Here is a 26961-nt window from a genome sequence, read left to right as displayed (position 1 = left end):
CTGCGYTCAGCCTGCACCCAAGTCGCGATTTGTGTCGTCTGAACTGACGTGCGCTTAGAAGCAAGATCAAAAGCCAACGCCAACGCCAACGCYAACGCYAACGCAGATCTTCAATTCTGAYGCGGTACCTGTGGGAGACGCCGGAGGTCACGACGGCAGCGAAGCAGTGGGTCAGCTATGAAGTTGTCTGCTGACCCACTGCTACCGCGGCTGTCGCACAGATCCAGCAGCTCACACAGGGTTCGGTGTGCAGCTGGAAATCTGGATACGCCACCTGATTGCGGCGCGGCTGATACGGCTCTGGCTAACGCCAGACCTGTTTCGCCTCCGGCGAGTTACTTGGAAAAGCACCCCAAGTAACCAAGGGTGCTTGCTCCTGGTTGGGNGGCTAACGCCAGACCTGTTTCGCCTCCGGCGAGTTACTTGGAAAAGCACCCCAAGTAACCAAGGGTGCTTGCTCCTGGTTGGGCCCTCGTTCCTCGGGTTCCYTCACTCCGGCGACGCTCCGTGGGCCCGCCGCCATCCGCCATCCATGGCGGGGGGCGGCTCTCGCGGCATCCATGCCGCTCGGCCCACTCCACGTCGCCTGCGTTCAGCCTGCACCCAAGTCGCGATTTGTGTCGTCTGAACTGACGTGCGCTTAGAAGCAAGATCAAAAGCCAACGCCAACGCCAACGCTAACGCNCTGCGTTCAGCCTGCACCCAAGTCGCGATTTGTGTCGTCTGAACTGACGTGCGCTTAGAAGCAAGATCAAAAGCCAACGCCAACGCCAACGCYAACGCAGATCTTCAATTCTGACGCGGTACCTGTGGGCGACGCCGGAGGTCACGACGGTACGGGCCGCGATTCGGACGAGGCGGCGGATCAGTTGCAGATGAGCCGCCTGATCCACCCCTATCGTCCGACCGCGGCCTGGGCTGTCGCACAGCTCCCACAGGGTTCCGTGTGCAGCTGGTGTGCGACAGCCCGTGCCCCTCTGCTCTCCAACCAAAAAAAAGGGGAAGCAGACTATTAATCCGCTTCCCCCCTTGCAGCCGTGACTCATCGCCGCCGTTTTAGATGACCGCGAGAATCGCCTGGGTCACCGCTTCGATGTTGCGCTTGTTCAGCGCGGCAACGCAGATACGACCGGTGTCCAGCGCGTAAATACCGAACTCGTTGCGCAGGCGATGGACCTGCTCGGTGGTCAGGCCCGAGTAGGAAAACATCCCGCGCTGGCGAGCGACGAAGCTGAAGTCCTGACCGGCTGCATTGTCAGCCAGGCGCTTGGTCATTTCTTCACGCATCCCACGAATCCGAAGGCGCATTTGCGCCAGTTCGTCTTCCCACTTCTGACGCAGCTCAGGGCTGTTCAGCACAGCGGCGACGATGGTCGCGCCATGGGTCGGCGGGTTGGAGTAGTTGGTGCGGATCACGCGCTTGACCTGGGACAGCACACGAGCGGTTTCTTCTTTCGAGTCGGTCACGATCGACAGCGCACCCACACGTTCGCCGTACAGCGAGAACGATTTGGAGAACGAACTGGACGCGAAGAAAGTCAGACCGGAGTCGGCGAACAGGCGTACCGCTGCGGCGTCCTCGTCGATGCCGTCGCCAAAGCCCTGATAGGCCATGTCGAGGAACGGTACGTGACCTTTCGCTTTCAATACCTCGAGGACTTTTTTCCAGTCTTCCAGGGTCAGGTCGACGCCGGTCGGGTTGTGGCAGCAAGCGTGCAGCACGACGATCGAGCCAGACGGCAGGTTCTGCAGGTCTTCGAGCATGCCGGCGCGGTTCACGTCATGCGTCGCGGCGTCGTAGTAGCGGTAGTTGTGCACCGGGAAACCGGCAGTTTCGAACAGCGCGCGGTGGTTTTCCCAGCTTGGATCGCTGATCGCCACGACGGCATTCGGCGACAGCTGCTTGAGGAAGTCAGCACCGATTTTCAGGGCGCCGGTACCGCCGACGGCCTGTACGGTCATCACGCGGCCCAAAGCCAGCAGTGGCGACTCGGCACCGAACAGCAGGGTTTGTACGGCTTTGTCGTAGGCGGCGATGCCATCGATCGGCAGGTAGCCACGTGGGACGTGTTGAGCGACGCGAATTTCCTCTGCTTCGGCAACGGCACGCAGCAGCGGAATTTTCCCTTCTTCGTTGCTGTAAACGCCTACACCCAGGTTGACCTTGGTGGTACGGGTATCGGCGTTGAATGCTTCGTTGAGGCCCAGGATAGGATCGCGTGGTGCCATTTCGACAGCGGAAAACAGGCTCATTTTTGCGGCGGCTCTGAATGGGGAGTGAATGGGTCGCATCGCTCCGGCCGAATGCACTAGAGCGGTGCACAAACGGGGAGTCAGTATAGAGAGCATCGTGGGCGGGGGCGACAGGTCTGGGGCGGTTTTTTAGCGGTTTTTCCGATTATTTTCGACCATTAGTCATGTCGCGCTGACTAATGTCCTGATGACGGCTTGAAAGCTGGCGTTGTGGACTCCATTTGTAGTCCCATCACTCTTTTTCTGGTACGTCTTTTCTCCCGGCGAGATCAGTCGTCCGCGCTCATTACGTCTTGCGCTGCAAGCTTCCTTCAGCCGCAGGCGAACACAGAGGTCAGTTATGTCCGAGTTTCAGCTCGTAACCCGTTTTGAGCCGGCCGGTGATCAACCGACGGCGATTCGTCAGTTGGTCGAGGGTATCGACGCTGGCCTCTCGCATCAGACCCTGCTCGGTGTGACGGGCTCGGGCAAAACCTTCAGCATCGCCAACGTCATCCAGCAAGTGCAGCGTCCGACCCTCGTGCTTGCGCCGAACAAGACGCTGGCAGCGCAGTTATATGGCGAGTTCAAGGCGTTCTTCCCCAATAACGCCGTCGAGTACTTCGTTTCCTACTACGACTATTACCAGCCCGAAGCTTATGTGCCTTCGTCGGACACCTTCATCGAGAAGGATGCGTCGATCAACGACCACATTGAGCAGATGCGGCTGTCCGCCACCAAAGCCCTGCTGGAGCGCAAGGACGCGATCATCGTCACCACCGTGTCGTGCATCTATGGTCTGGGCAGCCCGGAAACCTATCTGCGCATGGTTCTTCACGTCGACCGTGGCGACAAGCTCGACCAGCGTGCCTTGCTGCGCCGCCTGGCCGATCTGCAATACACCCGCAATGACATGGATTTCGCCCGAGCCACCTTCCGCGTGCGCGGCGATGTCATCGACATTTTCCCCGCGGAATCGGATCTGGAAGCCATCCGCATCGAGCTGTTCGACGATGAAGTCGAGAGCCTGTCGGCCTTCGACCCGTTGACCGGTGAGGTCATTCGCAAGCTCCCGCGCTTCACCTTTTACCCAAAGAGCCACTACGTGACGCCCCGTGAAACGCTGCTCGATGCAATGGAAGGGATCAAGGTCGAGTTGCAGGAACGTCTGGAATACCTGCGCGGCGCCAATAAGCTCGTGGAGGCGCAGCGTCTTGAACAGCGCACTCGGTTCGATCTGGAAATGATCCTCGAACTGGGCTACTGCAACGGCATCGAAAACTACTCGCGCTATCTGTCGGGCCGCCCAGCCGGTGCGCCACCGCCGACGCTCTACGACTACCTGCCGCCTGATGCGTTGCTTGTGATCGACGAATCCCACGTCAGCGTGCCCCAAGTGGGCGCCATGTACAAAGGCGACCGTTCGCGCAAAGAGACACTGGTGGAATACGGTTTCCGTCTGCCCTCGGCGCTGGACAACCGGCCGATGCGTTTCGACGAGTGGGAAAGCGTCAGCCCGCAGACCATTTTCGTTTCGGCGACGCCTGGGCCTTATGAAGGCGAACATGCCGGGCGTGTGGTCGAGCAGGTGGTGCGACCTACCGGCCTGGTCGATCCGCAGATCGAGATTCGTCCGGCGCTGACTCAGGTCGATGATCTACTCTCCGAAATCCACAAACGCGTGGCGCTGGAAGAACGGGTACTGGTCACGACGCTGACCAAGCGCATGTCCGAAGACCTCACTGATTATCTCGCCGACCACGGCGTGCGCGTGCGTTACCTGCACTCGGACATCGACACCGTCGAGCGGGTCGAGATCATCCGCGACCTGCGTCTGGGCACCTTCGATGTGCTGGTCGGGATCAACCTGCTGCGCGAAGGTCTAGACATGCCCGAAGTGTCGCTGGTCGCGATCCTCGATGCCGACAAGGAAGGCTTTCTGCGTTCCGAACGGTCATTGATCCAGACCATCGGCCGCGCCGCTCGTAACCTCAACGGCCGGGCGATTCTCTACGCCGACAACATGACCGGCTCCATGGAGCGCGCAATCGGAGAAACCGAGCGCCGCCGCGACAAGCAGATCGCCTTCAACCTGGAAAACGGCATTACGCCGAAAGGCGTGGTCAAGGACATCACCGACATCATGGAAGGCGCCACCGTCCCCGGCTCGCGCAGCAAGAAACGCAAAGGCATGGCCAAGGCCGCCGAGGAAAACGCCAAGTACGAAGCCGAATTGCGCTCGCCGAGTGAGATCACCAAACGCATTCGCCAACTGGAAGAGAAGATGTACCAACTGGCCCGGGATCTGGAGTTTGAAGCTGCAGCGCAGATGCGGGATGAGATTACCAAGTTGCGGGAGCGGTTGTTGGCGGTTTGATCGGGGTTGTGATTTGGGATGTGCTATTACGGTCAAAGCTTCTTAGCGCATCCCTCTCAGGCCTAAAAGTATTTATCTAGTCTCCAGGGTTCTCCCAAAAAACAAGGTGTTCCATCGCCCGTTCTATAAAGGTGATCAATCCTTGAAGAAAATATGTCCAACATCTTTGGAACCATCTCGCCACTTGTAATGTGGCAAGTCATTTCTGACACTCACCTCGCGCTCCTCCCACTGCTCTGAGTTTGAGCCGTGTTGAGATATGGACTTCATATCCCTTGGGATACTTGTTCTCCTTATACGAGTACGTGCGTCGAGCATTTATGTTGCCTCTACTGATTTGTATGTCCTTCCCCCGAGACGCAATGAAAACAGCGTTAATCCCCAGCTTTGGAATCAGTAGATTTCTCAGCAAGCAACGAATCGTGCCCTGTGCCAATCCACCGACAGACGCTAGAGTGCATGCTTTGAGCCTGTCCATTTTCAGGAGCAGTCATGGCGACGCCACGAACCACAGCGCGTCTGGTCTTAAGGGCGCCCAGCTTCGACGATGTGCAACGCCTGTTCGCCATCTATGGCGATCCAGCGACCCATCAGTTCAATCCGTCAGGCCCGTTGACGGACATCGATCAGGCGCACTCGCTGCTTGAGGGGTGGCTGACTCACTGGCAGCACAAAGGTTACGGACAGTGGGCGATCGCCACCCGCGAGGCGCCCGAGGAGATCATCGGCTTTGGCGGGATCGATGCGCGCAAATACCTGCACGTGGAGCGGCTGAACCTGGGCTACCGCTTTGGCGTGCAGGCCTGGGGGCAGGGTTACGCCACCGAGCTCAGCCAGGCGGCGCTGGACTACGGTTTCGCCGAGCTGCAGGTGCCGGAAATCTACGCCGTGGTCCGGCCCCTGCATTACGCGTCGATCCGGGTGCTGGAGAAGGTCGGCATGCAGCGCATCGGTACCCTGGATGATGTGCCGGGGCAGGCGGCGAGTCTGGTGTACAGATCGACGCGTTGCATTGACGGATCCTCTGAAGCGCTTGCCTGATTCGCTCGTTCGTCGCACAAAAGGTTAAACCGCCCGAACGGGTTGGTCATACTTGTTGAATCCGAAGATCAGGGGCCATCATGATTTTTGAACTCAACGAGGCGGATCGTCTGCGTCGCGATGAAACCGCGTCGATTCGAGCTGAACTGGCGCAACACGTTCAAGCGTTTTTAGGCGACGAAATCGAGCGCATGTCGTCGTTGCCGGGGCTCAGTTTCGCTCAGGTCTGCCAGCCGACCAAGCCTACGTCCTACCTCTACGAGCCCAGCCTGGGGATGATCATTCGCGGGCGCAAGCGCGTACAGCTCAGGGGGACGACGTACATCTACGACGAGTCGCGCTTCTTGCTGACGGCGGTCAATCTGCCGACGGTGACCGAAGTCCTGGAAGCGAGTCCCGAGGCCTCTTATCTCTCCCTCCTGATGCGTCTGGACCTGCAGATGGCCCGGCAAGTGATGGCCGACGTCGATTCCCAAAGTCCGGCGACCCCGGCCAAAGGTGCCGCGATGGCGACGGGGCCGGCGACGGTGGAATTGTTCGATGCGGTCGCGAGGCTGATCAGGCTGCTCGACAAACCTCAGGATCTGATACACGTCGGCCCGCTGATACAACGGGAAATCCTCTATCGCATCCTCACCAGTTCGGCCGGGCGGCGTTTTCGCGAGACGATCATGACCGGCACCCAAAGCCAGCGCACGGCCAGAGCCATCGCCTGGCTGCGGGAAAACTACACGCAACCGTTGCGCATCGACGAACTGGCGGCACTGGCCAATATGGGGGTCTCGACCCTGCATCATCATTTCAGGGCGATGACCGCGATGAGCCCGCTGCAGTATCAGAAACACTTGCGTCTGCACGAGGCGCGGCGAATTCTGCTGGGTGAGGAGGTCGATGCGGCGACCGCGGCACTGCGCGTCGGCTATGAAAGCGCCACGCAATTCAACCGTGAATACAAGCGCATCTTCGGGGCGCCCCCGATGCGCGATATCAACCAGCACCGGGTGGCCGAGTCTCGGTAGCCGCCGGGCAGTGCTCTTGAATACAAGAGAAACGGGCAATCAACCGACAGGTTCAGGGTCACTTCCTTTCAGTGCTCATGTCGACAATCTTCGGACATCGAACAGCGTCATCGCTGCTCGTTTCCAACCATTGTCAAAGAGCCCCTCGGGCGTCGGGAGTGAGTTCTCATGAGTAAACATCTTGAACACAGCGTGGCGATCATCACCGGCGCCTCCAGTGGCATCGGTCAGGCGACGGCCAAGCGTCTCGCTGCCTCCGGGGCGCGGGTGGTGCTGGTCGCGCGGCGCGCCAATCGACTGGAAGTTCTCGCCGAAGAAATCCGTGATGGAGGAGGCGCCGCGAAGGTCATCGCGGCGGATATTACGCGTGCCGCCGAGGCCAGCGGGGTGATTGCCCAGACCATCGCCGAATTTGGCAGGCTCGACACCCGTGTGCATTGTCATACCCGCCTGACTATCCTCTCGCACGTTCACTTCGAGGGCGCCGATGAATGGTTGCGCCTCGCCGAAATCCGCTTGAGGAGAGTCATGTCATGAACATCAACATCATCGGTACCGGCCACATCGGCAAATTGCTGGCTCGTGGCTGGGCCCGGCACGGACACACGGTTTACATCAGTAACTCGCGGGGCGCCCAGACGCTGGCCGAATTCGCCAGTGAGGTCGGCGCCCACGCCTGCAGCGCGGGCGAGCATCTGGCGGATGCCGATGTGATCGTGGTCAGCGTGCCTCAATGCAGGGTGCCGACCTTGCCTGAGGGGCTGCTGGAGAGTGCACGAGCCGATGCCATCGTCATCGACACTGGCAATTATTACCCGCGTCATCGCGACGGCAAGATCGCCCAGATCGAAGAGGGCATGCTGGAAAGTGTCTGGGTCGCACGGCATCTCAAGCGCCCGATCATCAAAGTGTTCAATAACATCTATGCCGCTCATCTGGATCAGATGGCGCGCCCTCAGGGGGCTGGTGACCGGGTGGCCTTGCCTGTTTCAGGTGACGATGCGCGGGCCAAGGCTGTTGTGTTCGGCCTCGTCGACCAGATGGGCTTCGACGCCGTGGATGCAGGGCCATTGAGCGAGTCGTGGCGGCAACAGCCCGGATCGCCAGTGTATGTCGCCGATTTCAATGAGGCGGCTGTTCAGCTTGCTCTCAAAAGCGCCAGACGCGAACGCTCACCTGACTGGAAAGCTACACCGAACAGCCCCGGAACCTTCGATCAGCCGGCCTGAAAAAGCACGGGCGGTTATCTGCGATCAGCCAGCGGGATCCTTCGGCAATTTTGCAATCACCTTGATCTCGAAATCGAAACCATAAAGCCAGGTGACCCCGACCGCAGTGATCGTCGGGTGTGGGGCTTCACCCCAGAACTCGGGCACGACCTCCCAGATACGTTCGAACGTCGCTTGCGGGTCGACCATGAACACGGTGACGTCAACCACGTCATCGAAGGTGCAGCCGGCGGCGTTCAGGATCGCATTCAGATTGTTGAACGCCAGCCGCACCTGAGCTTGCAGCTCCGGCTCGGGGGAACCGTCCTCGCGGCTGCCGACTTGCCCCGAAACGAACAGGAAACCGTCGGATTTGATGGCCGGTGAATAGCGATTGCGCTCATACAGCGCATGGCGTCCAGGTGGGAAAACAACATCGCGAACCGTCATGTGAACCTCCATCAGTGGGGTATCGCAGCCCCGTCATTAACGATGAAGTGACTGTACGGGGCTTGCGCCGCTGCGATAAACCAGCAACCTTGTTCAGGACTGTTTGTAAAACCCAAACAATCCCATGACTTTCTGGAGTGGCGATGGACCGTTTCGACGCGATGCAGGCATTCGTTCGTGTGGTGGAAAGCGGCAGTTTCACCAAGGCCGCCGAAACCCTGCACATGAGCAAGACCAGCGTGACCCAGCTTATTCAGCAGCTGGAAGCGCGCTTGCGGGTGAAGTTGCTCAATCGCACCACACGCAAGGTCAACGTCACCGCCGACGGCGCCGTTTACTACGAACGTGCGGTCCGCGTGCTGGCTGATGTGGATGATGCCGAGACCAGTCTTTCCAGCGCTTCCACCCTGCCCAGAGGTCGGTTGCGGGTTGACGTCCCAAGCCCGTTCGCACGCACGATACTGATCCCCGCATTGCCGGATTTTTACACCAGATACCCGGACATCCAGATCGACCTTGGGGTGAGCGACCGCATGGTCGACATGATCGGTGAGAACGTCGATTGCGTGGTGCGCGGCGGCGAGTTGACCGATCAATCGCTGATGGCACGTCACATTGGCGACCTGCGACTGGGGGTGTATGCCGCCCCGGACTATCTGAACAGAGTAGGGGTGCCTGCGCATCCTCGGGAGCTTGAAGACACTCATCACCGCATCGTCGGCTATCGCTGGGCGCGCACCGGCAAGCTGTTCCCCATGGTGATGCAGCGCGATGGCGAGACGGTTCAGACACAAGGCCGCTACGTATTGGCGGTGGATGACGGCAATGCCTATCTGGAGGCGGGGCTGGCGGGCCTTGGGATACTGTGGCTGCCGCACTACATGGCCAGCAAATCGCAGGCGAGCGGGGCGCTGGTGCCGTTGTTCGAAGATTGGTGCCTGGAATCGATGCCGATGTACGTGGCGTTTCCCCCCAACCGGCATATCAGCATCAAGTTGCGTGTGTTCATCGATTGGGTGGTCGAGTTGATGGCAAAGCACGCGCCGGTCGTCGCCTGACAGTCATTGCGAGCTGAAACCGCTGGCGAATGGCCGTATCTGGCCACAGGTTTTTCCAGCGTTAGGTTAAGATTCGCCAGCATACGTTGGCGGACACCCTGCTCACGATCCACCTATCTATCCATGGCGAGCGTGATGCCTGAAACCTCTATCTTTTCGAGTGATATCGCAGCGGTCGCCAGGATCGATGCGGTGCCGATCATTCTGAACATGGTCAAGCACGTGACCGGCATGCGCTTTGCGGCCGTTGCCCGGGTCACAGATGAGCACTGGGTGGCGCTGGCGGTCGATGACTCGCTCGATTTCGGCCTCAGGCCGGGGGGCGAACTGGTGCTGGAGTCGACGATCTGTCATGAGATCCGCCAGGACAGACAACCGGTGATCTTCACTCACGCCAGTGAACATCCGCTGTACGCCAATCATCACACGCCCAAAACCTATCAACTCGAAAGTTACGCCTCGATTCCTATCATCACTGGGAATGGCGAGTTTTTTGGCACCCTGTGCGCCATCGACACAGTGCCTGCGCATTTCGATGAGAACGCCGTACTCAAGACCCTCGGCCTGTTTGCCCAGTTGATCGCCATGCATCTGGATCTGCGTGGCGATCTGGAAAAATCCGAGAACGCGCTGGCCGACGCCACCGAAGCGGGTCGCCTGCGTGAGCAGTTCATCGCTGTGCTGGGCCATGACCTGCGTACGCCGCTGAGCGCAATACGGATGAGCGCGGATCTGCTTGAGTCCAAGCTCGGTGACAGGCGCGAGCGCGGGTTGGCCGGTGCCATTCGTAAAAGCTCGCAACGCATGGGCAGCCTGATCGAAGACGTTCTGGATTTTGCCCGTGGCAGGCTCGGAGGCGGCATTCCAGTAAGACGGTCGGTGGTCGACGATCTGCAAAGTGTTTTCGATTCGGTGGTGGCCGAAATTCAGGCCTCAGAGCCCGATATCCTGATTCATCAGAACATGGATATTCCCTCGGGCATTTATTGCGACCCGACGCGCATCGGCCAGTTGCTCTCGAATCTGTTGGGCAACGCGGTGAGGCACGGCGCGCGCGAGCATCCGATTGAGGTTGCCGCGAAACTCGACGGCAACGAATTCGTGCTGTCGGTCGCGAACCAGGGCGCATGCATTCCCGAGGCGCTGATGCCTTTGCTCTTCCAGCCGTTCAAACGCTCCGAAGGTGGCCAAAGAGGCGAGGGGCTGGGCCTGGGGCTGTACATTGCGTCGCAGATTCTGGAGGGTCACAAGGGTACGCTCTCGGCAAGTTCGTCGCCGGATCAAGGCACCTGCTTTGTCGCGCGTTTCCCGGCGAGGCTGGATAAGGTTTGATGGGGCTTGTGGGAGCGCCGCTGATGACAGAGCAGGCACCAGACGACGCCGATTACCAGCAGGGTGATTGCAGTCATCTCGATGGTCGTCGGCAATCGTCGCTCCCAGAGAAACCCCAATAACAACGCGGCCAGGGTTTCGATCACCAGCACCTGGCCGCTGAGTGCCAGGGGCAGCAGGCGGCTGGCGTGATTCCAGAACACCCCACCGATCACCGAGGCCAGCAGTGCCACGCCAGCAGCGATCAGCAAAAAGTGGGCAAGGGTCTGCGGGCTCAGCTGTTGGTAACCCGAGCTGATTAGCGGGATGGCCAGGAGCAACGATTGAGCGCCGGTCATGACGCCTGTCAGCAGCGACCAGTCGTGGGCCGAAACATCGGTAACAGCGAGCCGACGAGCGTTGTGCACCGCATACCAGCTCCAGCTCAACAGGGCGCCGAATGCGCAGAGCAGCCCCCATTTGCTGCTGATCCCAGCGGCAACTTCGTCCTGATCGAGCGCATGGAAGCTGATCAGCGCTACGCCTGCCACAGCGCAGCACAGCGATGGAGCCAGCCGCCTCATCGGCACTGCGTTGGCATCTCTGCGGCCGGCGAGCGCCACAAGCACCGGAATCAAACCGACGATGAGCGATGTGGTTGCCACGCCCGCCAGTTGAACGCCGGTGCCGACCAGCGAGTAATACAGCAGGTTGCCGATCAGGCTGAGCCAGAACAGCGATACCCAGTCCTCGCGACACAGCGACGAACGGACCCTGCGCCAGCGGGGCAGCAACAGCACCACGGAAAACAGCCCGTAACAGAGAAATCGCAGGACCGCGAAGGCCGTGCCCGACAGCCCCGGTGTCAGCGCCGGCCCGAGGAAAATCACGCCCCAGCACACGCCCGCCGCGATACCGCAGCCGATGCCTTTGATCAACGATTGATTGCTTGCCACATCGCCACCGCTTCAATTCATGTGGCGGCAGTGTGAGGGGTTAGGCCCGCTGCGGTATTGCTCCAGACCGGTGTTTTCTTTACCCGGACCGTCGAGCATTCCGGCGCCAGGCCGCGGGGGTGGTGTCGCACAGGCGGCGCATGGCGCGGGTCAGGGCGGCCTGATCGGAAAAGCCCAGCCGCAGGGCGATGTCGACAACGGGAAGATTGCTGTCGGCCAGCCAGCGACGGGCATGGCGCATGCGCAGGTTCGCCAGCCAGGCTTGCGGCGTTTGCTCAAAGCGTTCGAGGAAGCGTCGATGCAATTGACCCTCGCTCATGATCGCCACACGGGCCATGGCCTCGTTACTCCACGCCGCGCCGGGATCAGCTTCAAGCCGGGCCAGTAGCACATCCATGCCCCCAGCGGGTTGCAGCGCGTTTGTACTCAACGTGCTGAGCAGCAGCGGGATCAGATGGGTCGAGTGAGCGGTCAGCGCGTGTTGACCCGCGAGGTCGGCAAACTCGATCAGACGGCGAGCGGTTGGGTTGATCGGTACATAGGTTTGCTGCGCCAGCGTGGCCAGCGCGGCTTCTCCCAGCCAATGGCTCGGGCAGTCCAGAACCAGAAAACGACTCGCGTCTTCCGCGACCTGCGCGTGAGTTGCGTTTGGCGCCACCCAGGCGGCCAGCGACAGATCCAGACAGGCGCCACGTCCCTCGACTTCGATTTCCATCCGCCCGCCGACCGGCATCACCAGTTGCGCGAAGGCGTGATGGTGATGAGGGGACTCGCGTTGGTAAGTGCGAATTTCCAGTGCGGGACGCATTCAGGTGTCCGAAGGGGCAGAAGGGCGCAGCGGCCGTGGGCGGATCCTAGCACGTGGCGCGCAGTGGCAAAAACGAGGCGACGACGGCCGCAGACCAGCGGTATTCATGGGCTCGCGGGTTCCAGACTGGACAGGAAACTGAACAGATTGGCGGCTTCTGGCGACAGGCGAGCCCCCCGCGCAACACCGACGTACAGCGTGCGCGAGGCCCATGGATCTTGGAGGGGGACTGCGCTCAGGCTGGTTTCCAGCAAGCCCGGTTGCACCGAGCCCAGCGGCAGAATGCCGATGCCCAGGCCGGCATCGATCATGCGGCAGATGCCGTCGAAGCTGCTGACCTGAATCCGCACTTTGAGCAGTTTGCCTGCGTTGGACGCGGCATCGCTGATGCGCCTGAGCAATGAGCTTCCTTGATTCAGGGCGACGTAGTCGTAGTCCAGCGTGTCGACAAACGACACCGTCGATCGTTGGGCGAGAGGGTGGTTCTGTGGCACCAGTACCACCAGCCGGTCGCGCCTGTACGGCTGTTTTTCGATCGTCGGCGCGGGTACGTTATCGGCGAAAATGCCGATGTCGGCGCGCCCGTCTTCGATGGCCTGGATGGTCATGTCGCTGAGTGCTTCCTCCATGCCGATGCGCACGTGAGGGTTTGCAGCGAGGAAAGTGTTCAGGTCGCCAGGCAGGAACTGAATGACTGCCGAGGTGTTGGCGAACAGCCTGACATGGCCGCGCACGCCATTGGAAAAATCGCTGGCATCGTGGGCCATGCGCTGGGCGCTTTCCAGAATATGCCGGGCATGTTCGGCCAGCCCGCGACCGGCTGGCGTCAACTGCAGACCCCTTGGAAGCCTCACGAAAAGCGTGCAGTCGGTGATGCGTTCCAGCTCGGCCAGGCGCTTGCTCGCGGCAGACACGGTCATGTGCGCGCCGTCGGCGGCCTTGGTCAGGTTCTCACTTTCTGCGGCCAGCACCAGCAGGCGCAGCGACACCAGATCCAGCTGAAGCAGATTGATCATGACGGTCTCGAGGGTTTCCTTTTCGGAAAGAATATTGGAAATCTTTGAAATTCTCATCACCTCGTTTTGCGCCGATGATCCAGCCCATGACGCCAGCCCATGACGCCAGCCCATGACGCCAGCCCATGACGCCAGCTCATAAGGCCAACCAATAACGAGAGCAGAGAGGCAGCCGCAATGAAACGTCTGTTCATGCAGGAAGTCGCGACCCGTGATGGCTTCCAGAACGAAAAAACCTTCGTCGAGACCTGCGACAAGATCGCGCTGATCGACGCGTTGAGCCTGTGCGGCTACGCCAAGATCGAGATCACGTCCTTCACTTCACCCAAAGCCATCCCTGCACTGCGCGACGCCGAAGCGGTGATGGCCGGGATTCGACGCCAGCCGGGTGTCGAGTACACCGTACTGGTGCCTAATGTGCGGGGCGCCGAACGCGCGTTGGGCTGCGCAATCGATGAGGCGAACCTGGTGATGTCGGTCAGCGAGCCGCACAACCGCTCCAACCTGCGCATGACCCGCGAGCAATCCTTCGCTCAACTGGCAGACGTGATTGGTGTAATCGGGCAGGGGCCTGTCGCGATCAACGTGTCGTTGTCGACGGTATTCGGCTGCCCGATGCAGGGTGATGTCGCGGCCGATGAAGTGCTGGGCTGGGTCGATCGTTTCGCCACGCTGGGGGTGCGCGGTATCACCTTGTGCGACACCACTGGCATGGCGTTCCCATCTCAGGTTCAGGCGCTGTGCAGACAAGTGCGCGAGCGCTTCCCCCAGTTGCAACTGACCCTGCATTTTCACAACACCCGGGGCATGGCGCTGGCCAATACCCTCGGCGCCCTTGAAGCGGGTATCGAGCGCTTTGATGCGTCCCTGGGCGGTCTTGGCGGTTGTCCGTATGCACCGGGCGCCAGTGGCAATGTGTGCATGGAAGACCTGGTGCACATGCTCGACCTGATGGGCTATCAGACCGGCATGGACCTCGACCGCGTGCTGGCCGCGTCAGCGCGCTTGCCCGGCTTGATCGGCCATGACACCCCAAGCCAGATCCTCAAGGCGGGCCGCCGTCTGGACCTGCATCCCGTTCCCGAGCACGTCCAGACCCTGAGCAAACAGGTCGCCAACGCCGAGCGCGGGTGATCCGTACCCCCTTTCGAACAACAAGAGCCAATGCCATGCATATCGTATTTCTCGACGGCGCAAGCCTGCCGTCTCCGTTACCGCGCCCGCCTGAAGCCAGTCACTGGGTCGAGCGCGAACAGACGGCTTCCAATCAGCTGGTCGAAGCATTGGCAGAGGCCGACGTGGCGATCACCAATAAAGTGCGGATTGATCGTGCTGCGCTCGAACAACTGCCGCAGCTGAAACTCATCTGCGTCGCAGCCACCGGCTACGACTGCGTGGACATCGCCGCGTGCCGCGATCAGGGCGTGACGGTGTGCAATGTGCCGGCGTACAGCGCGGTGAGTGTGGCGGAGTCGGTAATCGCCTCGCTGTTCGCTTTACGCCGTCATCTATTGGCTTACCGGGCAGCTTCGAGCACCCATTGGCCGGTCTCGTCGCACTTTTGCGTGCATGGCGCGCCGATTCAGGATCTGCAGGGTTCGACGCTGGGCATTGTCGGTCGTGGCGATATCGGCAGTCGTGTGGCACGGCTTGCCCGAGCGCTGGACATCAACGTGCTGTTCGCCGAGCACCGTGGCGTCGCGCGAGTGCGTGAGGGTTACACCTCATTCGATGAGGTACTCGCCAAGGCCGATGCGCTGACTTTGCATTGTCCGTTGACACCGCAGACGCGCTACCTGATCGGCACAGCGGAAATCGCCCGCATGAAGCCCGCAGCGCTGCTGATCAACACCGCTCGCGGGCCGTTGGTGGACGAGAACGCGGTACTTGCGGGCCTTGCCAATGGCCAGTTGGGTGGCGCCGCGCTGGACGTGCTCTATGCAGAACCGCCGCAAGCCGACCACCCGCTGCTGCACTGCGCGCATCCCAATCTGATCATCACGCCCCATGTGGCCTGGGCCAGCCAGAGCAGCGTGGCGCGCCTTAAGGCGGTGCTCTCCGCGAACATCTCCGCATTCGCTGCAGGGGCGCCCATCAACGCGGTGACCTGATCCCCAGCCAATCTCACGAACCACACGCAGGCAGAGCCATGACAAAAACAATCAGCTCTTCAATCGACACCGCAGGACTCAGCTCCGCGCAGCGCAAGCCTTTTTATCAGCATCTGTACGTTCAGGTGCTGGCCGCGATTGTGCTGGGCATCGTTCTCGGGCATTTCAGCCCGGCGCTGGGCGAACAGATGAAACCCTTGGGTGACACCTTCATCAAGCTGATCAAGATGCTCATCGCGCCGATCATTTTCTGCACCGTGGTCAGCGGCATCGCCAGCATGCAGAGCCTCAAACGCATCGGCCGCATCGGTTTCAAGTCGCTGGTTTACTTCGAGGTGCTGACCACCATTGCACTGGTCATCGGATTGATCGGCGTCAACCTGCTCAAACCTGGGGCGGGGATGCACATCGACCCCGCGACACTGGACTCCTCGGCCATCGCCGGTTACGCCAAGGCCGCTCACGAACAGAGCGTGGTGGGGTTCCTGACCCACATCGTTCCGGGCACGGTGTTCGGGGCCTTTGCCGAGGGCGAGATTCTCCAGGTGCTGTTCATTTCCGTGCTGTTCGCCTTCGGTCTGCAGTTTCTGGGCGAGACGGGCAAGCCGCTGTTGGCGACCATCGACCTGATCGCCAAGGCGTTCTTTCGCATGCTGAAGATCGTCATGTACCTGGCGCCGTTGGGGGCTTTCGGCGGGATGGCGTTTACGGTGGGCAAGTACGGGGTTCAGTCGCTCGGCTCATACGCCAACCTGCTGGTGTGCTACTACCTCACAGGGTTGGTGTTCGTCTTTGTGGTGCTGAATATCGTCGCGCGCCTCGCCGGTTTCAGTCTGTGGAAGTTCCTCAAGTACATTCGCGAAGAGTTGATGTTGGTCTTGGGGACTTCCTCGTCGGAGTCGGCGCTGCCACGGCTGATGGACAAACTGGAGAAGCTGGGTTGCGAGAAATCCACGGTCGGGTTGGTGGTGCCGTCGGGCTACTGCTTCAACCTTGATGGCAGTTGCCTGAACATGACGGTGCTGGCGATCTTCATTGCCCAGGCGCTGGACATCGACCTGTCGCTGTACCACCAGGTCACGCTGTTGTTGATTCTGTTGCTGACCTCAAAAGGCGCGGCCAGCGTGACAGGCGGAGCGTTCATCACGCTGGCAGCGACCTTGGCTTCGGTCGATGTGATTCCGGCGGCCGGACTGGTTCTGGTGTTGGGCGTTTACCGCTTCATCTCTGAAGGCGGGGCGTTGATCAACGTGATCGGCAACGGCGTGGCCACGTTATTCGTCGCCCGCTGGGATGGCGCGCTGGACCGGGAACAACTCAAGCGCGAGCTTGGTTAAGGGTTTCGCTCTCAGCCCCTCGATTCACCGCCACGCACGGTGAGTCCAGGGGCTGAGGGCGTTTCTGCGCCGAGTCAACCGCCCATGGATTTCAATAAATCCCCAGCATCCCTTCGATACTGCGCACCATCGACACCAGCCGCGGACCGATGTCGTTCTTCAGTTGCCCCTCGTTCAGCAAATACGAGGACACGCCGCAGTTGAACACCAGCGTTTCGCCGTCTGCCATCGCGCGCATCGGCACCGCAACGGCGTGAATCTCCCGGCGCAGGTCGCCGTAGGACAGGCAGAAACCAAGCTCGTGGTACTCCTGAACGCTTTCCTCGATGCGGGTCTGAAAGGTCTTCCAGTCATCGGGGGTGCGGACCTTGATCTCGTTGAGCAGTGCGGTTCGATCTTCCCGTGAAGAGGCAGCAATCAGCGCGCGGCCCATGGCCGTTCTGACAATGGGGTAGCTCAGCCCGACATCTGGCGGATGGCTGATGGGCGCCGCGCTGCGACTGCTTTCCAGGTACACGACGCTCAAGCGGTCGCGCATGCCCAGCGACACAGAGCCGCGAATGTGGTCTGCCAGTTCCTTCATGAATGGGCGTGCGATCTGCCGGATGTTGAGGCTGGCAAGTAGCGGATAGCCCAGCGACAACACTGCCGAGCCCAGCTGGTATTTGTTGTTCAGGCGATTGATCCGCAGATAACCCAGGCGCACCAGGGTATAGGTGAAGCGCGAGATCGTCGCCTTGGCCATTCCGGTTCGTGACGACAGTTCAGCGTTGCCCAGTTGGGTATCGCGAGCAGTGAAGCAGTGAAGGATTTCCAGGCCGCGGGCCAGGGTCGCGGCAAACTGCCGGTCATCGGCAAACTCCTCCGGGAGGTAATGCCTGGAAGGCGAATGCCAGTCTTGCGGGGCGGGTGTCTTCCCGTGTTTGTGGTTGTCGTTCATGGCCTGGAGGCCTCCGGCATCTCGCTGTCAGGTCAGGCAGTAATACGCCGGCTGTTCCAACTATTCAAACAGTGTTCTGCATAGTGGAACACTGTTTGATTGTTCGTCGACTGTGATGCCATATGGTCGGCAACAAATATAACAATAGGTGGACACGACAATGATCAGAGATCAGCAGGCGTTCGACTCGTTTTTGCACGAGGTACGCCACTTCGTGCATGAAACGGCGATGGCCCGTGAGGACGACATCGAGCGCTGCGACGAAGTCCCAGCCGACCTGGTGCAGACGATGCGCGACAAGGGATTTTTCGGTTGGAGTATCCCTGAAAGCTACGGCGGCGCAGGGCTGACCACTGAAGAACTGGTGCTGGCGGCGTTCGAACTGTCGCAATGCTCAGTGGCTGTTCGCGCCCGTGTCGGCACCAACACGGGTATCGGCTCCGAAGGGATTGTGGTCGATGGCACCGAACAGCAAAAGCACCATTATCTGCCGCCTCTGGCCAGCGGCGAATGGACCGCTTGCCTGGCGGTCACCGAGCCCGACGCCGGCTCGGAAGCGACCAACGTCAAGACCACTGCTCGGCGCGATGGCGATCATTACGTTCTCAACGGCCAGAAGTGTTACATCACCAACGGCCCCATCGCCGATGTCTTCACCGTCACGGCGCGTACGGAACCGGGCAGCACTGGCGCGAAGGGCGTCTCGGCGTTCATCGTCGAACGCCACTTTCCCGGCCTGTCCACCAGTGCCCCTTATCGCAAAATGGGGCAGGCCGGTTCTCCGGTTGGCGATGTCTTCTTCAACGAGTGTCGAGTCCCGGTGGGCAACCTGATCGGCGGCGTCGAAGGCCAAGGGTTTCGCACGGTGATGAAAACCTTGAACAAGCAGCGTATCCATCTGGCGGCGCTGTCCACGGGCCCGGCCATGCGCATGCTGGCGATGGCCCTCGAACACACCACGGCCCGTGTGCAGTTCGGCCAGCCCGTGGCGAACCATCAACTGGTTCAGGGAATGATCGCTGACTGTCAGACCGACATTTTCGCCGCCCGCTCGATGATTCTCGAAACCGCTCGCAAGCGCGACCGGGGGGAAGACGTGGTCCTCGAAGCCTCGATGTGCAAGTACTTCGCGACCGAGATGTGTGGGCGTGTGGCAGACCGCTGCGTGCAGATGTTCGGCGGCGCCGGGTATGTTGCCGATCACGCTTCGATCGAGCGCTGGTATCGGGATGTCCGGCTGTTTCGACTCTACGAAGGCACCAGCCAGATTCATCAGCTCAACATCGCCAAACAGGTGTTTGCTGCCCATCGTCATAACGAGCGCGCGCCCATTGCTAGCGTTGCAGGTCACAGCCATGTCTGAATTCGATTTGTTCTTCAACCCACGCTCGATTGCCGTGATCGGCGCCTCGCAGGATCTGGCCTCGATCAGCGGGCAACCCATCGCGCACCTCAAGGCCAAAGGCTTTGCCGGGCAGGTATTTGCGGTCAACCCACGCTATGAAGAAGTGGCGGGCTATCGCTGCTACCCCGATGTCGTTTCGCTGCCGAGAGCGCCGGATGTGGCGGTGATTGCCGTTGGCGCCAAGCGCGTTCCCGACGTGCTCAGGGAGCTGGGCGCCAAGGGCTGCAGGTTCGCAGTCATTCTGTCTTCAGGGTTCGCCGAAGCCGGAGAGGAGGGCGCGCAGGCGCAACGCAACATCACCGCCATCGCCCGATCGTTCGGCATGCAGGTGATCGGCCCCAATTGCCAGGGTTACATGAACATCAGCGAAGGCATTCATGTCGGCTTCGGCGCGCCGTATGGCTTGACCTACCCCAAAGGCCATTTGAGCCTGACGTCGCAGAGCGGCGCGTTCGGTAATTCGATCGTGATGCTGGCGAGCCAGGAAGGCGTAGGCTTCAGGCATTACGTGTCCACTGGCAACGAGTCCGTGACCACGTCGCTGGATTTCATGGACGCCATGATCGACGACCCCGAAACCCGGGTGATCGCCGGTTACGTGGAAGGCTTTCAGGACGCGCATCGACTGCTGGGCATCGGACGACGGGCACTCAGTGCAGGCAAGCCTGTGTTGGTCTGGAAGGTCGGTACTTCCGAAGCGGGGGCCCGAGCGGCGGCGTCGCATACCGCCAATCTCGGGGGCTCGATGGCGCTGTATCGCGCGGCGTTCAGGCAGAGCGGCATCATCGAAGTCAAGGATGTCGGTGACCTCGCCGATTGCGCCAAAGCGCTGTTGCCTGGCCGACTGCCGAAAGGCAATCGCATGGCCATCGTCACCATTTCCGGAGGAGCGGGAATCGCGATGGCCGACGGGGCTGCCGAGGGCGGGCTGCAACTGCCGACACTGGCGCCTGCAACGGTGAACGCGCTGAAAGAGGTATTGCCATCCTTCGCCGCCATCGCCAATCCGCTGGACGTGACGGCGAGTCTGCTCAACGATGCCAACTTGCTGAGAGTGACACTGGAACAACTGGCAAACGATCCGAACGTCGACATGATCGGTCTGGCGTTGGCGGCGGCCAGTGGCAAACTCGCGACTGAACTGGCGAATGAGATTGTCAGGATCAGCGATCAGTACGGGATACCGGTGTTGGTCGCCTGGAACGCCGACCCGGCTTCGGTTCATGGCGCTTACGAGATTCTCGATGCGGCCCGCATTCCGCGTTATCAATCGCCGGTGCGTTGCGCAAGGGGCGCCAGTGCCCTGTGGTCGTTTGCCCAGGCGCGCAAGCAATTGGAGCAGGTGCAGGCTGAACAACCGTTGGTGCTGCATGCTGCGCAAATGCGTGAGTCGCTGATAAACCGAACCACCGACATGACCGAATTTGAAGGCAAGAAGCTGCTGCAGGCCTACGGCATCGGTGTGACCCACGAAGCGTTGGCAAGCAGCACCGAGCAGGCCGTGCAGATCGCCTGTGCGATGGATTTTCCGGTGGTGATGAAAATCCAGTCGCCGGACATTCCGCACAAGACCGAAGCCGGTGGAGTGCGGATCGGCGTGCAAGGTGAAGCGGCGATCAGCGCGGCGTTCGATGAGATCGTCAGCAATGCGCGTGCCTATAAACCGGATGCAGTCGTCGATGGCGTGCTGGTGCAGGAAATGGTCAGTGGCGGCACCGAGCTGATTCTGGGGATCAACAATGACCCGCTGTTTGGCCCGGCGGTGATGGTGGGGATCGGCGGAATCTTCGCCGAGGTGATCAAGGACGTGAGCTTCCGGCTGGCGCCGATCACCCGCTCGGAAGCAGAATCGATGCTCCGGGAGCTGCGGGCGTTCGCCCTGCTGGACGGCGCGCGTGGTCGACCGAAGGCTGACCTGGACGCGGTGATCGACACCTTGATGCGCCTGTCGGCACTGGCCGTCGATTTGCGCGATGTGGTGCAGGAGCTGGATATCAACCCGCTGTTCGTGTTGAGCGCCGGGAAGGGCGTAAAGGCCGGGGATGCATTGGTCAAGCCGCGGGTCGTTGCCGATTCGCTGCCGCAGCCGCGACCTGAAAGTGTCGAGGATTTTGCCGGTTCGTGACGTCTGACGCCCCAGCCGACGTTGGCGGTCGACAGTGCGACCGCCCCTTTGCATCGACTCCACCCTCCAGTCTTCGAGGCTCACATGGATATTTCTCAACAAGCTTCAGCGTTTCTGGAACGTTATACCTCTGACGAAATCGAGCGCACTTATCGCAAGCTGACACTGCGCCTGATGCCGTTTCTGATTGTCTGCTACATCGTTTCCTATCTCGACCGGGCCAACATCAGTTTCGCCAAACTGCAGTTCATGAACGACCTGGGTTTTTCCGAAGCGGCTTATGGGCTGGGGGCGGGATTGTTCTTTGTCGGGTACGTGCTGTTCGAAGTACCGAGCAACGTCTGGATGCAGCGCATCGGCGCCCGTCGAACGCTGCTGCGGATCATGATCCTGTGGGGGCTGATCTCCAGCGCCATGATGTTCGTCAACACGCCAACGCAGTTCTATGTCATGCGCTTCTTGCTGGGGGCGGCCGAGGCGGGGTTTTTCCCCGGCGTCATCCTGTACCTCACCTACTGGTTTCCCGCTGCGCGCCGGGGCCGGGTCACCGGGTTCTTCATGATGGGCGCGGCCACGGCCGGGATCATCGGCGGGCCGGTGTCAACCTGGATCATGGTCCATATGGCGGACCTGCATGGCCTGCACGGCTGGCAGTGGCTGTTCGTTCTGGAAGGTGTGCCGGCGATCATCCTCGGGATCATCGCGTTCTACTTTCTCTGCGATCAGCCGGCGGACGCCAAGTGGCTCAGCGAGCGTGAGAAGGCCATCGTATCGAGTGATCTTGCGCTGGAAGAAAAGGGCCAGATGAAGGGCCGAGGACACGGGTTGGTCGAGGCGTTGCGCAATCCCAGGCTGTACGTCGGCGTCGTCGGTTATTTCTGTGTGCTGGTGTCGTTCAACGCCATCGGCTTCTGGGCCCCGACGATCATTCGCGACTTTGGCGTGAAAGACCTGGTGGACGTGGGGCTGCTTTCCAGCGTGGTGTTCCTGTCGGGGGCGGTCGGCACCTACCTCGTTGGCTACAGCTCGGATATGCGCATGGAACGGCGCTGGCACCTGGTTGCCTGCGGCGCGGTCATCGCGGTGTGTTTCGCCTTGCTGACGACCGTCGCGCACAGCATCCCGCTCGCCATCACTTTACTGTCGATTGCCGCAGCGGCGTCCTATGGCGGATTCGTGGTGTTCTGGACCATCCCGCAGACCTTCCTGACCGCCCACACCAAAGCAGGCGGGATTGCGTTCATCACCAGCCTGGGCGGCATCGGCGCGTTCGTCAGTCCGACGCTGGTCGGTTGGTTGAAGTCCAGCACCGGCAGTATCTACCTGGGCCTGACGATTCTGGGTGTCATCACTCTAATAGGTGCGGTGGTCATTCTGGTTGCCATTCCGGCGCACAAGGCTGCGGCGAAAGCTTGAGCCCCGGAGGTGTCCGGCCAGACTCGGCTTGTAACCTCCGAATCTGGCTGGATGGGCGGCGGACTTATGAACCGCTGCCACTGGTAGAGCTTGAGCCCGCGCCCGACGGCGACTTGTTGCCCGGGCTCGAATTGCCGCCGCTGCCGGCCTCGCCGCCGGAACCCGGGAGGGCGGTGCCTTTGGTGTTGGCGCCGTTGGTGCCGCTGGGCCTGGAGGATTCGTCAGACTTGGTCGAAGTGCCTGAGGACGACGATGACGGCCCGCTCATGCTACTGCCGTTCGAGGTGCTGCTTTCGGTGCTGGTCGCGGCCATCAGGGGTTGTGACAGGGCGCAGGCAAGTCCGGCAATGGTCAGCGCATAACTCAGTTTCTTATTCATGTGATAAAGCCTCTTCGTATTTACGGAGCAGAGGTGCAGGGGCTGGCGCTTTTGCCAGCCGGTCTTGCTTTGTGACTCATCGTGGGGCGGGAAAAGTTGGGAAAAATCGGGAATGTGCGATGAACGGTCGAGCGTCGCTGGCGTTGAAGGTCTGCTTATTGCGCATGAACGCGATAGATTCAGTGACGGACTGACACAAAACTGGCCGAAGGGTCAGTTTTTGGCCATAGTAGCCGGCCATTACAAATGGCTTCACGAGGCATTGGACATGCAAGGCGTCAAACGCAAACTGGTTTTCGTCACCTCTTTCGAGTTGATCGCGGTTGCATTCAATACCCTCATTCTCACCGCACTGGGCCACGACACCGTGCATTCCGGCGGTTTGGCGATTGCCAGTTCGACCGTCGCAATGCTCTGGAATCTTTGCTGGAACAGCCTGTTCGAGTACTGGGAAGCCCGCCGCGCAGACCGTACCCGCACGCTATTTCGCCGGGCATTGCATGCCATCGGTTTCGAAGCCGGATTGCTCGGCATGCTGGTGCCGTTGTTCGCCTGGTCCCTGCAGATCGCTCTGCTGGACGCACTGGCCTTGAACGTCGGGTTGGTGGTGTTCTTCTTGGTCTACACCTTCACGTTCAACCTGCTTTTCGACAAAATCTTCGGTTTGCCATTGTCGGCTCAGCCGATTGAGGCCTCATGATATTTGAGAAGATGCCGTCTGCTTTCGGCTTTAACCACAGGGGATGTGATCGATGACGCCGTTCAACGTGCGTGAACTCAAAAGTACCGATACCGAGGCGTTGCTGGCATTCGAAGTCGTCAATCGGGAGTGGTTCGAATCCCATATCGATGGGCGAGACCCTGGTTTCTATTCGCCGGAAGGTGTGGGCGAGCACATCGACAGCTATCTGTCCGACTTCGCCAAGGGCGTCTGGCATCCGTTCGTGATCGAGGACGCCAGCAAGACAATCGTCGGGCGGGCCAATCTGAAAGACATTGATGCCGCGAAGGGTTCGGCGGAGGTCGGCTATCGGGTGGCGCAATCGGCGTGCGGCCAGGGCCTGGCCACGTTGGCGCTGAATCATCTGATCCAGCAGGCACGGATCCGTTGGCAGCTGACGCAACTGGTCGCTTACGTTTACCCGGAAAATGTCGGCTCGCGAAAAGTCCTGGAGCGATGCGGGTTCAGTCCCGAAGAGTTCGCCGCAGATGAGCAGGCAGGAGCGGAGCGCCGATTCGTTCTTTCGATTGCGGCTGCTCAGTCCGCCCGGTAGTTCCAGACCATCTCGACCACTCGCTCCGAAACGAGTACGTAGATGACGACAATCAGGATCTGCAAAATGGTGTGATAGCGCAGGCGTGACAGCCGACGGATGCCGTCGCTCATGTTCAGCAGCATCAGCACCACGGAAATCGTGATCAAACCCCATCCGGTGCTACCGGAAGCGAGCGGGCTCATGAACATATGAGTGCCGCTGCGCAGCGCGTCGGTGCCCGCTGCCAGCAGCAGGGCGCACAGCACCATGTTCTTGAAGTTGTCGAAGACCTTGGTGCTGAGGTCCTTGTCGAGCCATTCCAGATAGCGTTTCCACAGTCTCTGCATTTGAATTACCCGAAAGGCAGTTTCGTGCCTGTTCAGGTTAGACCGCTGTCAGCACATTGCCGGGCGGGCCTGAAAACAATACCGCCGTCAGTGCTGACGGCGGTACGGGTGAGGGCGAGGGCTTACCAGCGACCGCGGTCATCGCGGTGGTCGTAACGATGGTCGTAGCGGTGATCGTAACCGCGGTCATGGCCGCCGTTGTAATAACCGTGAGGCGGTGGCGGGGCGAAGCGGCGATACTCGACCCGTGGTGCCACCGGCACATAGGCCACAGGCTGATACACCGGCTGATAACGCGGCTGTGGGCGGTATTCTCGATATTGAGGGCGGTAACGATCATGGCCCGAATCGGCGATTACAGTGGCCAACACCGCACCGACGGCGGCCCCGGCGATGACTGGCACGACCACATTGCGGTCACTTGCGGTGGCGACGCCCGCAGCGAGCAGGCAACCGGACAGAATCAAGGCTTGGGTCATCTTCGAAAACATGGTGTCTCCTCTGGCGATATGTTTGGGTTCGCCATGGATGTATGAAACACCCGTTTCGTGTAAACGAACGTCCAGACTCCGTAAAAGTTGAGTAAAGGGTCAACAAAATCTAAAGGGCCTTGTGCATGAAAACCCGTGCAAAGCCGTGCTCTGTAGCGCGGTGGGTCTCCACGTAACCCAGCCTCTTGTAGATGTCCTGGTTCTCGCTCATCAGCTCATGGGTATACAGGCGAATGGCAACGCAGCCAATGCCCCGCGCGTAATCCTCACAGAACGTCATCAGCCGTTTGCCCATTCCCCGACCTTTGCAGCGGGGCAACACCGCGACGTTGAGCAACAGCATCTCGTCGCCTTCCCGAAGCATCACCAGAACCCCGACGATGTCCTCTTCCTCGAGGCACACGTATACGACGGAATCGGCCACTACCTGCGCGTAGTCCTCCAGCATCGGCCCCGGTTTGCGACCGATCCTCCGGATATAGGGTGTGTAGGCTTCTGCGACCAACGCGGCGATGGCGCTGGCGTCTTCCGGTTTTGCGGGGCGGATGGTAATGGGCGTGCTCACGCGAAGTCTCCGAGATGAGAGCGCATCCTGTCAGCTGGGCGGTGAGTGGTCCAGTGACGAGAAGGGAGGTTAGCCTTGGCAGTGACCGGACACGCCCGGGAGTAAGGCTCAAATCCACGGCATTGGGCAGAACCGCGGGCGATTCAGCCGGGATCGCGATATATTCACGCCCCTCTATCAGCGCTTCACGCATGGCGAATACCCGGACTCTCTCTCATGAAAAAAATCCTGATCATCGGCATCGGCGCCGGAAACCCCGAATACATCACGATTCAGGCGGTGAACGCGCTCAATCAGGCGGATGTTTTTTTCTTGATGGACAAGGGCCTGAGCAAGGAAAAGCTCAACCACCTGCGCAAGGAGATCTGCGAGCGCTACATCGTTGACCGTGATTATCGGGTGGTCGAAGCGCTCAACCCCGAGCGGCAGCGAGAGGGTGTCGGTTATCTGCAGGCGGTGGACAACCTCAACTCCGAAAAGCAGCACACCTTCGAGCGTCTGATCGCCGAAGAACTCGAGGACGGCGAATGCGGCGCCTTTCTGGTGTGGGGCGATCCGTCGCTCTACGACAGCACCATCCGCATTCTTGACGCGATCATCGAAACGGGCCGCCACGATCTGCAGTACGACGTCATCCCCGGCATCACCAGCGTCCAGGCCCTGACCGCGCAGCACAAGGTGCCGCTCAATCACATCGGTCGTTCGGTGGAAATCACCACCGGCCGGCGCCTGGCGCAAGGCTTTCCGGACAACGTCGACAGCGTGGTAGTGATGCTGGATGCCGAGAACACCTACAAGACACTGGCCGATCAGGACCTGGATATCTACTGGGGCGCCTACCTGGGCACGCCGGATGAGATTCTGATTTCTGGAAAACTGGGGGAGGTCGCCGAAGAAATCGAGCGGGTTCGCAAGGCTGCCCGCGAGGCAAACGGCTGGATCATGGACACTTACCTTTTGAAGCGTGGGGTTGAGGAAAAATCCGAGTAAGGGCATTGAGCGGGTTTCGGATTCAAGCCATTCTGTCCGCAAAGTTCGGATACCCGGACCGTTTTTCCCCAAGGCCGCCCTCCCTAGACTCTGAAGGACATCCCCTGTCTTTTTTCGGAGTCT

General features: G+C 60.4%; 26 protein-coding genes. 16 read left to right on the top strand and 10 right to left on the bottom strand.

Annotated features, from left to right (window positions below; translation table 11 throughout):
* Positions 1-1056: 1056 nt before the first annotated feature.
* Complete coding sequence (locus BWR59_RS15200) at positions 1057-2253, bottom strand: amino acid aminotransferase (protein ID WP_081566442.1); 1197 nt, start codon at positions 2251-2253, stop codon at positions 1057-1059.
* A gap of 340 nt (positions 2254-2593) precedes the next feature.
* Between BWR59_RS15200 and uvrB the strand changes: the two genes are divergently transcribed.
* From uvrB to BWR59_RS15175, 5 genes are all read left to right on the top strand, one after another.
* Positions 2594-4609 carry an excinuclease ABC subunit UvrB gene (uvrB, locus tag BWR59_RS15195; protein ID WP_081566441.1) on the top strand — a complete coding sequence of 672 codons (2016 nt, stop codon included), beginning with the start codon at positions 2594-2596 and terminating at the stop codon, positions 4607-4609.
* Positions 4610-5101: 492 nt separating this feature from the next.
* Positions 5102-5650, top strand: coding sequence for a GNAT family N-acetyltransferase (locus tag BWR59_RS15190; RefSeq protein WP_081566440.1), 549 nt, complete (start codon positions 5102-5104; stop codon positions 5648-5650).
* A gap of 80 nt (positions 5651-5730) precedes the next feature.
* Positions 5731-6669, top strand: coding sequence for an AraC family transcriptional regulator (locus BWR59_RS15185; RefSeq protein ID WP_081566439.1), 939 nt, complete (start codon positions 5731-5733; stop codon positions 6667-6669).
* Positions 6670-6837: 168 nt separating this feature from the next.
* Complete coding sequence (locus BWR59_RS15180; RefSeq protein WP_081566438.1) at positions 6838-7206, top strand: SDR family NAD(P)-dependent oxidoreductase; 369 nt, start codon at positions 6838-6840, stop codon at positions 7204-7206.
* Positions 7203-7898, top strand: a complete 696-nt coding sequence (locus BWR59_RS15175; protein ID WP_218191205.1) for an NAD(P)-binding domain-containing protein — start codon at positions 7203-7205, stop codon at positions 7896-7898. Before BWR59_RS15180 ends, BWR59_RS15175 begins: the two co-directional genes overlap by 4 nt.
* Before the next feature lie 24 nt (positions 7899-7922).
* On the opposite strand, the gene BWR59_RS15170 is transcribed toward BWR59_RS15175, so the two are convergent.
* Positions 7923-8327 (bottom strand): RidA family protein, encoded by a 405-nt coding sequence (locus BWR59_RS15170; protein WP_081566436.1) that lies wholly within the window; start codon positions 8325-8327, stop codon positions 7923-7925.
* A 143-nt stretch (positions 8328-8470) separates the two neighbouring features.
* Between BWR59_RS15170 and BWR59_RS15165 the strand changes: the two genes are divergently transcribed.
* Both BWR59_RS15165 and BWR59_RS15160 read left to right on the top strand, forming a co-directional pair.
* Positions 8471-9385, top strand: coding sequence for a LysR family transcriptional regulator (locus BWR59_RS15165; protein ID WP_081566435.1), 915 nt, complete (start codon positions 8471-8473; stop codon positions 9383-9385).
* 135 nt (positions 9386-9520) lie between these two features.
* Positions 9521-10717 (top strand): GAF domain-containing sensor histidine kinase, encoded by a 1197-nt coding sequence (locus BWR59_RS15160; RefSeq protein WP_081566434.1) that lies wholly within the window; start codon positions 9521-9523, stop codon positions 10715-10717.
* Here the strand turns inward: BWR59_RS15160 and BWR59_RS15155 are convergent.
* The 3 genes from BWR59_RS15155 to BWR59_RS15145 form a co-directional block, all read right to left on the bottom strand.
* Entirely contained in the window at positions 10666-11652 is a 987-nt protein-coding gene (locus BWR59_RS15155) for a DMT family transporter (protein WP_081566433.1), read from the bottom strand. The two genes, BWR59_RS15160 and BWR59_RS15155, sit on opposite strands and share 52 nt — an antisense overlap.
* Positions 11653-11731: 79 nt before the next feature.
* Positions 11732-12460, bottom strand: a complete 729-nt coding sequence (locus BWR59_RS15150; RefSeq protein ID WP_081566432.1) for an AraC family transcriptional regulator — start codon at positions 12458-12460, stop codon at positions 11732-11734.
* A gap of 104 nt (positions 12461-12564) precedes the next feature.
* Positions 12565-13476, bottom strand: coding sequence for a LysR family transcriptional regulator (locus BWR59_RS15145; protein WP_081566473.1), 912 nt, complete (start codon positions 13474-13476; stop codon positions 12565-12567).
* Between the two features lie 177 nt (positions 13477-13653).
* On the opposite strand from BWR59_RS15145, the gene BWR59_RS15140 reads away from it, so the two are divergent.
* From BWR59_RS15140 to BWR59_RS15130, 3 genes are read left to right on the top strand one after another with little or no spacing between them, the layout of a single operon-like run.
* A complete protein-coding gene (locus tag BWR59_RS15140; protein WP_081566431.1) occupies positions 13654-14610 on the top strand; it encodes a hydroxymethylglutaryl-CoA lyase in 957 nt (318 codons plus the stop codon).
* Positions 14611-14645: 35 nt separating this feature from the next.
* Positions 14646-15587, top strand: a complete 942-nt coding sequence (locus BWR59_RS15135; RefSeq protein WP_081566430.1) for a D-2-hydroxyacid dehydrogenase — start codon at positions 14646-14648, stop codon at positions 15585-15587.
* Positions 15588-15625: 38 nt separating this feature from the next.
* The gene (locus BWR59_RS15130) at positions 15626-16924 is read left to right on the top strand and encodes a dicarboxylate/amino acid:cation symporter (RefSeq protein WP_081566429.1); all 1299 of its coding nucleotides are present in this window, start codon (positions 15626-15628) and stop codon (positions 16922-16924) included.
* 91 nt (positions 16925-17015) lie between these two features.
* Here BWR59_RS15130 and BWR59_RS15125 read toward each other — a convergent pair whose 3' ends face one another.
* Positions 17016-17864, bottom strand: coding sequence for an IclR family transcriptional regulator (locus BWR59_RS15125; RefSeq protein WP_230982016.1), 849 nt, complete (start codon positions 17862-17864; stop codon positions 17016-17018).
* Between the two features lie 160 nt (positions 17865-18024).
* Between BWR59_RS15125 and BWR59_RS15120 the strand changes: the two genes are divergently transcribed.
* The 3 genes from BWR59_RS15120 (at position 18025) to BWR59_RS15110 (ending at position 22810) form a co-directional block, all read left to right on the top strand.
* Entirely contained in the window at positions 18025-19227 is a 1203-nt protein-coding gene (locus BWR59_RS15120) for an acyl-CoA dehydrogenase family protein (RefSeq protein ID WP_081566428.1), read from the top strand.
* Complete coding sequence (locus BWR59_RS15115) at positions 19220-21394, top strand: acetate--CoA ligase family protein (protein ID WP_168184486.1); 2175 nt, start codon at positions 19220-19222, stop codon at positions 21392-21394. Before BWR59_RS15120 ends, BWR59_RS15115 begins: the two co-directional genes overlap by 8 nt.
* A gap of 84 nt (positions 21395-21478) precedes the next feature.
* Positions 21479-22810, top strand: coding sequence for an MFS transporter (locus BWR59_RS15110; protein ID WP_081566426.1), 1332 nt, complete (start codon positions 21479-21481; stop codon positions 22808-22810).
* A 64-nt stretch (positions 22811-22874) separates the two neighbouring features.
* Here the strand turns inward: BWR59_RS15110 and BWR59_RS15105 are convergent, their stop codons facing one another.
* Complete coding sequence (locus BWR59_RS15105) at positions 22875-23189, bottom strand: hypothetical protein (RefSeq protein ID WP_081566425.1); 315 nt, start codon at positions 23187-23189, stop codon at positions 22875-22877.
* A gap of 268 nt (positions 23190-23457) precedes the next feature.
* Between BWR59_RS15105 and BWR59_RS15100 the strand changes: the two genes are divergently transcribed.
* Entirely contained in the window at positions 23458-23889 is a 432-nt protein-coding gene (locus BWR59_RS15100; RefSeq protein ID WP_081566471.1) for a PACE efflux transporter, read from the top strand.
* A gap of 52 nt (positions 23890-23941) precedes the next feature.
* Complete coding sequence (locus BWR59_RS15095; RefSeq protein WP_081566424.1) at positions 23942-24463, top strand: GNAT family N-acetyltransferase; 522 nt, start codon at positions 23942-23944, stop codon at positions 24461-24463.
* On the opposite strand, the gene BWR59_RS15090 is transcribed toward BWR59_RS15095, so the two are convergent.
* From BWR59_RS15090 to BWR59_RS15080, 3 genes are all read right to left on the bottom strand, one after another.
* Positions 24448-24792: a hypothetical protein gene (locus tag BWR59_RS15090; protein WP_081566423.1), complete on the bottom strand. Its 345-nt coding sequence runs from the start codon at positions 24790-24792 to the stop codon at positions 24448-24450. The genes BWR59_RS15095 and BWR59_RS15090 overlap by 16 nt on opposite strands.
* A gap of 122 nt (positions 24793-24914) precedes the next feature.
* Positions 24915-25283: a hypothetical protein gene (locus BWR59_RS15085; protein WP_081566422.1), complete on the bottom strand. Its 369-nt coding sequence runs from the start codon at positions 25281-25283 to the stop codon at positions 24915-24917.
* Positions 25284-25392: 109 nt separating this feature from the next.
* Positions 25393-25848, bottom strand: a complete 456-nt coding sequence (locus BWR59_RS15080; RefSeq protein ID WP_081566421.1) for a GNAT family N-acetyltransferase — start codon at positions 25846-25848, stop codon at positions 25393-25395.
* Positions 25849-26064: 216 nt separating this feature from the next.
* On the opposite strand from BWR59_RS15080, the gene cobF reads away from it, so the two are divergent.
* A complete protein-coding gene (gene cobF / locus BWR59_RS15075; protein WP_081566420.1) occupies positions 26065-26838 on the top strand; it encodes a precorrin-6A synthase (deacetylating) in 774 nt (257 codons plus the stop codon).
* Positions 26839-26961: the final 123 nt, after the last annotated feature.

The sequence above is a fragment of the Pseudomonas sp. Bc-h genome (genome assembly GCF_002080045.1).
Taxonomy (GTDB): Bacteria; Pseudomonadota; Gammaproteobacteria; order Pseudomonadales; family Pseudomonadaceae; genus Aquipseudomonas.
Note: the sequence above shows the minus strand (reverse complement) of the source record. Positions and strands in the feature narration are given on the sequence as shown.

Coding starts and splice junctions, on each gene's coding strand:
- BWR59_RS15200 (WP_081566442.1), bottom strand. CDS start 2,253: ATGAGCCTGTTTTCCGCTGTCGAAATGGCACCACGCGATCCTATCCTG.
- uvrB (WP_081566441.1), top strand. CDS start 2,594: ATGTCCGAGTTTCAGCTCGTAACCCGTTTTGAGCCGGCCGGTGATCAA.
- BWR59_RS15190 (WP_081566440.1), top strand. CDS start 5,102: ATGGCGACGCCACGAACCACAGCGCGTCTGGTCTTAAGGGCGCCCAGC.
- BWR59_RS15185 (WP_081566439.1), top strand. CDS start 5,731: ATGATTTTTGAACTCAACGAGGCGGATCGTCTGCGTCGCGATGAAACC.
- BWR59_RS15180 (WP_081566438.1), top strand. CDS start 6,838: ATGAGTAAACATCTTGAACACAGCGTGGCGATCATCACCGGCGCCTCC.
- BWR59_RS15175 (WP_218191205.1), top strand. CDS start 7,203: ATGAACATCAACATCATCGGTACCGGCCACATCGGCAAATTGCTGGCT.
- BWR59_RS15170 (WP_081566436.1), bottom strand. CDS start 8,327: ATGACGGTTCGCGATGTTGTTTTCCCACCTGGACGCCATGCGCTGTAT.
- BWR59_RS15165 (WP_081566435.1), top strand. CDS start 8,471: ATGGACCGTTTCGACGCGATGCAGGCATTCGTTCGTGTGGTGGAAAGC.
- BWR59_RS15160 (WP_081566434.1), top strand. CDS start 9,521: ATGCCTGAAACCTCTATCTTTTCGAGTGATATCGCAGCGGTCGCCAGG.
- BWR59_RS15150 (WP_081566432.1), bottom strand. CDS start 12,460: ATGCGTCCCGCACTGGAAATTCGCACTTACCAACGCGAGTCCCCTCAT.
- BWR59_RS15145 (WP_081566473.1), bottom strand. CDS start 13,476: ATGATCAATCTGCTTCAGCTGGATCTGGTGTCGCTGCGCCTGCTGGTG.
- BWR59_RS15140 (WP_081566431.1), top strand. CDS start 13,654: ATGAAACGTCTGTTCATGCAGGAAGTCGCGACCCGTGATGGCTTCCAG.
- BWR59_RS15135 (WP_081566430.1), top strand. CDS start 14,646: ATGCATATCGTATTTCTCGACGGCGCAAGCCTGCCGTCTCCGTTACCG.
- BWR59_RS15130 (WP_081566429.1), top strand. CDS start 15,626: ATGACAAAAACAATCAGCTCTTCAATCGACACCGCAGGACTCAGCTCC.
- BWR59_RS15125 (WP_230982016.1), bottom strand. CDS start 17,864: ATGAACGACAACCACAAACACGGGAAGACACCCGCCCCGCAAGACTGG.
- BWR59_RS15120 (WP_081566428.1), top strand. CDS start 18,025: ATGATCAGAGATCAGCAGGCGTTCGACTCGTTTTTGCACGAGGTACGC.
- BWR59_RS15115 (WP_168184486.1), top strand. CDS start 19,220: ATGTCTGAATTCGATTTGTTCTTCAACCCACGCTCGATTGCCGTGATC.
- BWR59_RS15110 (WP_081566426.1), top strand. CDS start 21,479: ATGGATATTTCTCAACAAGCTTCAGCGTTTCTGGAACGTTATACCTCT.
- BWR59_RS15105 (WP_081566425.1), bottom strand. CDS start 23,189: ATGAATAAGAAACTGAGTTATGCGCTGACCATTGCCGGACTTGCCTGC.
- BWR59_RS15100 (WP_081566471.1), top strand. CDS start 23,458: ATGCAAGGCGTCAAACGCAAACTGGTTTTCGTCACCTCTTTCGAGTTG.
- BWR59_RS15095 (WP_081566424.1), top strand. CDS start 23,942: ATGACGCCGTTCAACGTGCGTGAACTCAAAAGTACCGATACCGAGGCG.
- BWR59_RS15090 (WP_081566423.1), bottom strand. CDS start 24,792: ATGCAGAGACTGTGGAAACGCTATCTGGAATGGCTCGACAAGGACCTC.
- BWR59_RS15085 (WP_081566422.1), bottom strand. CDS start 25,283: ATGTTTTCGAAGATGACCCAAGCCTTGATTCTGTCCGGTTGCCTGCTC.
- cobF (WP_081566420.1), top strand. CDS start 26,065: ATGAAAAAAATCCTGATCATCGGCATCGGCGCCGGAAACCCCGAATAC.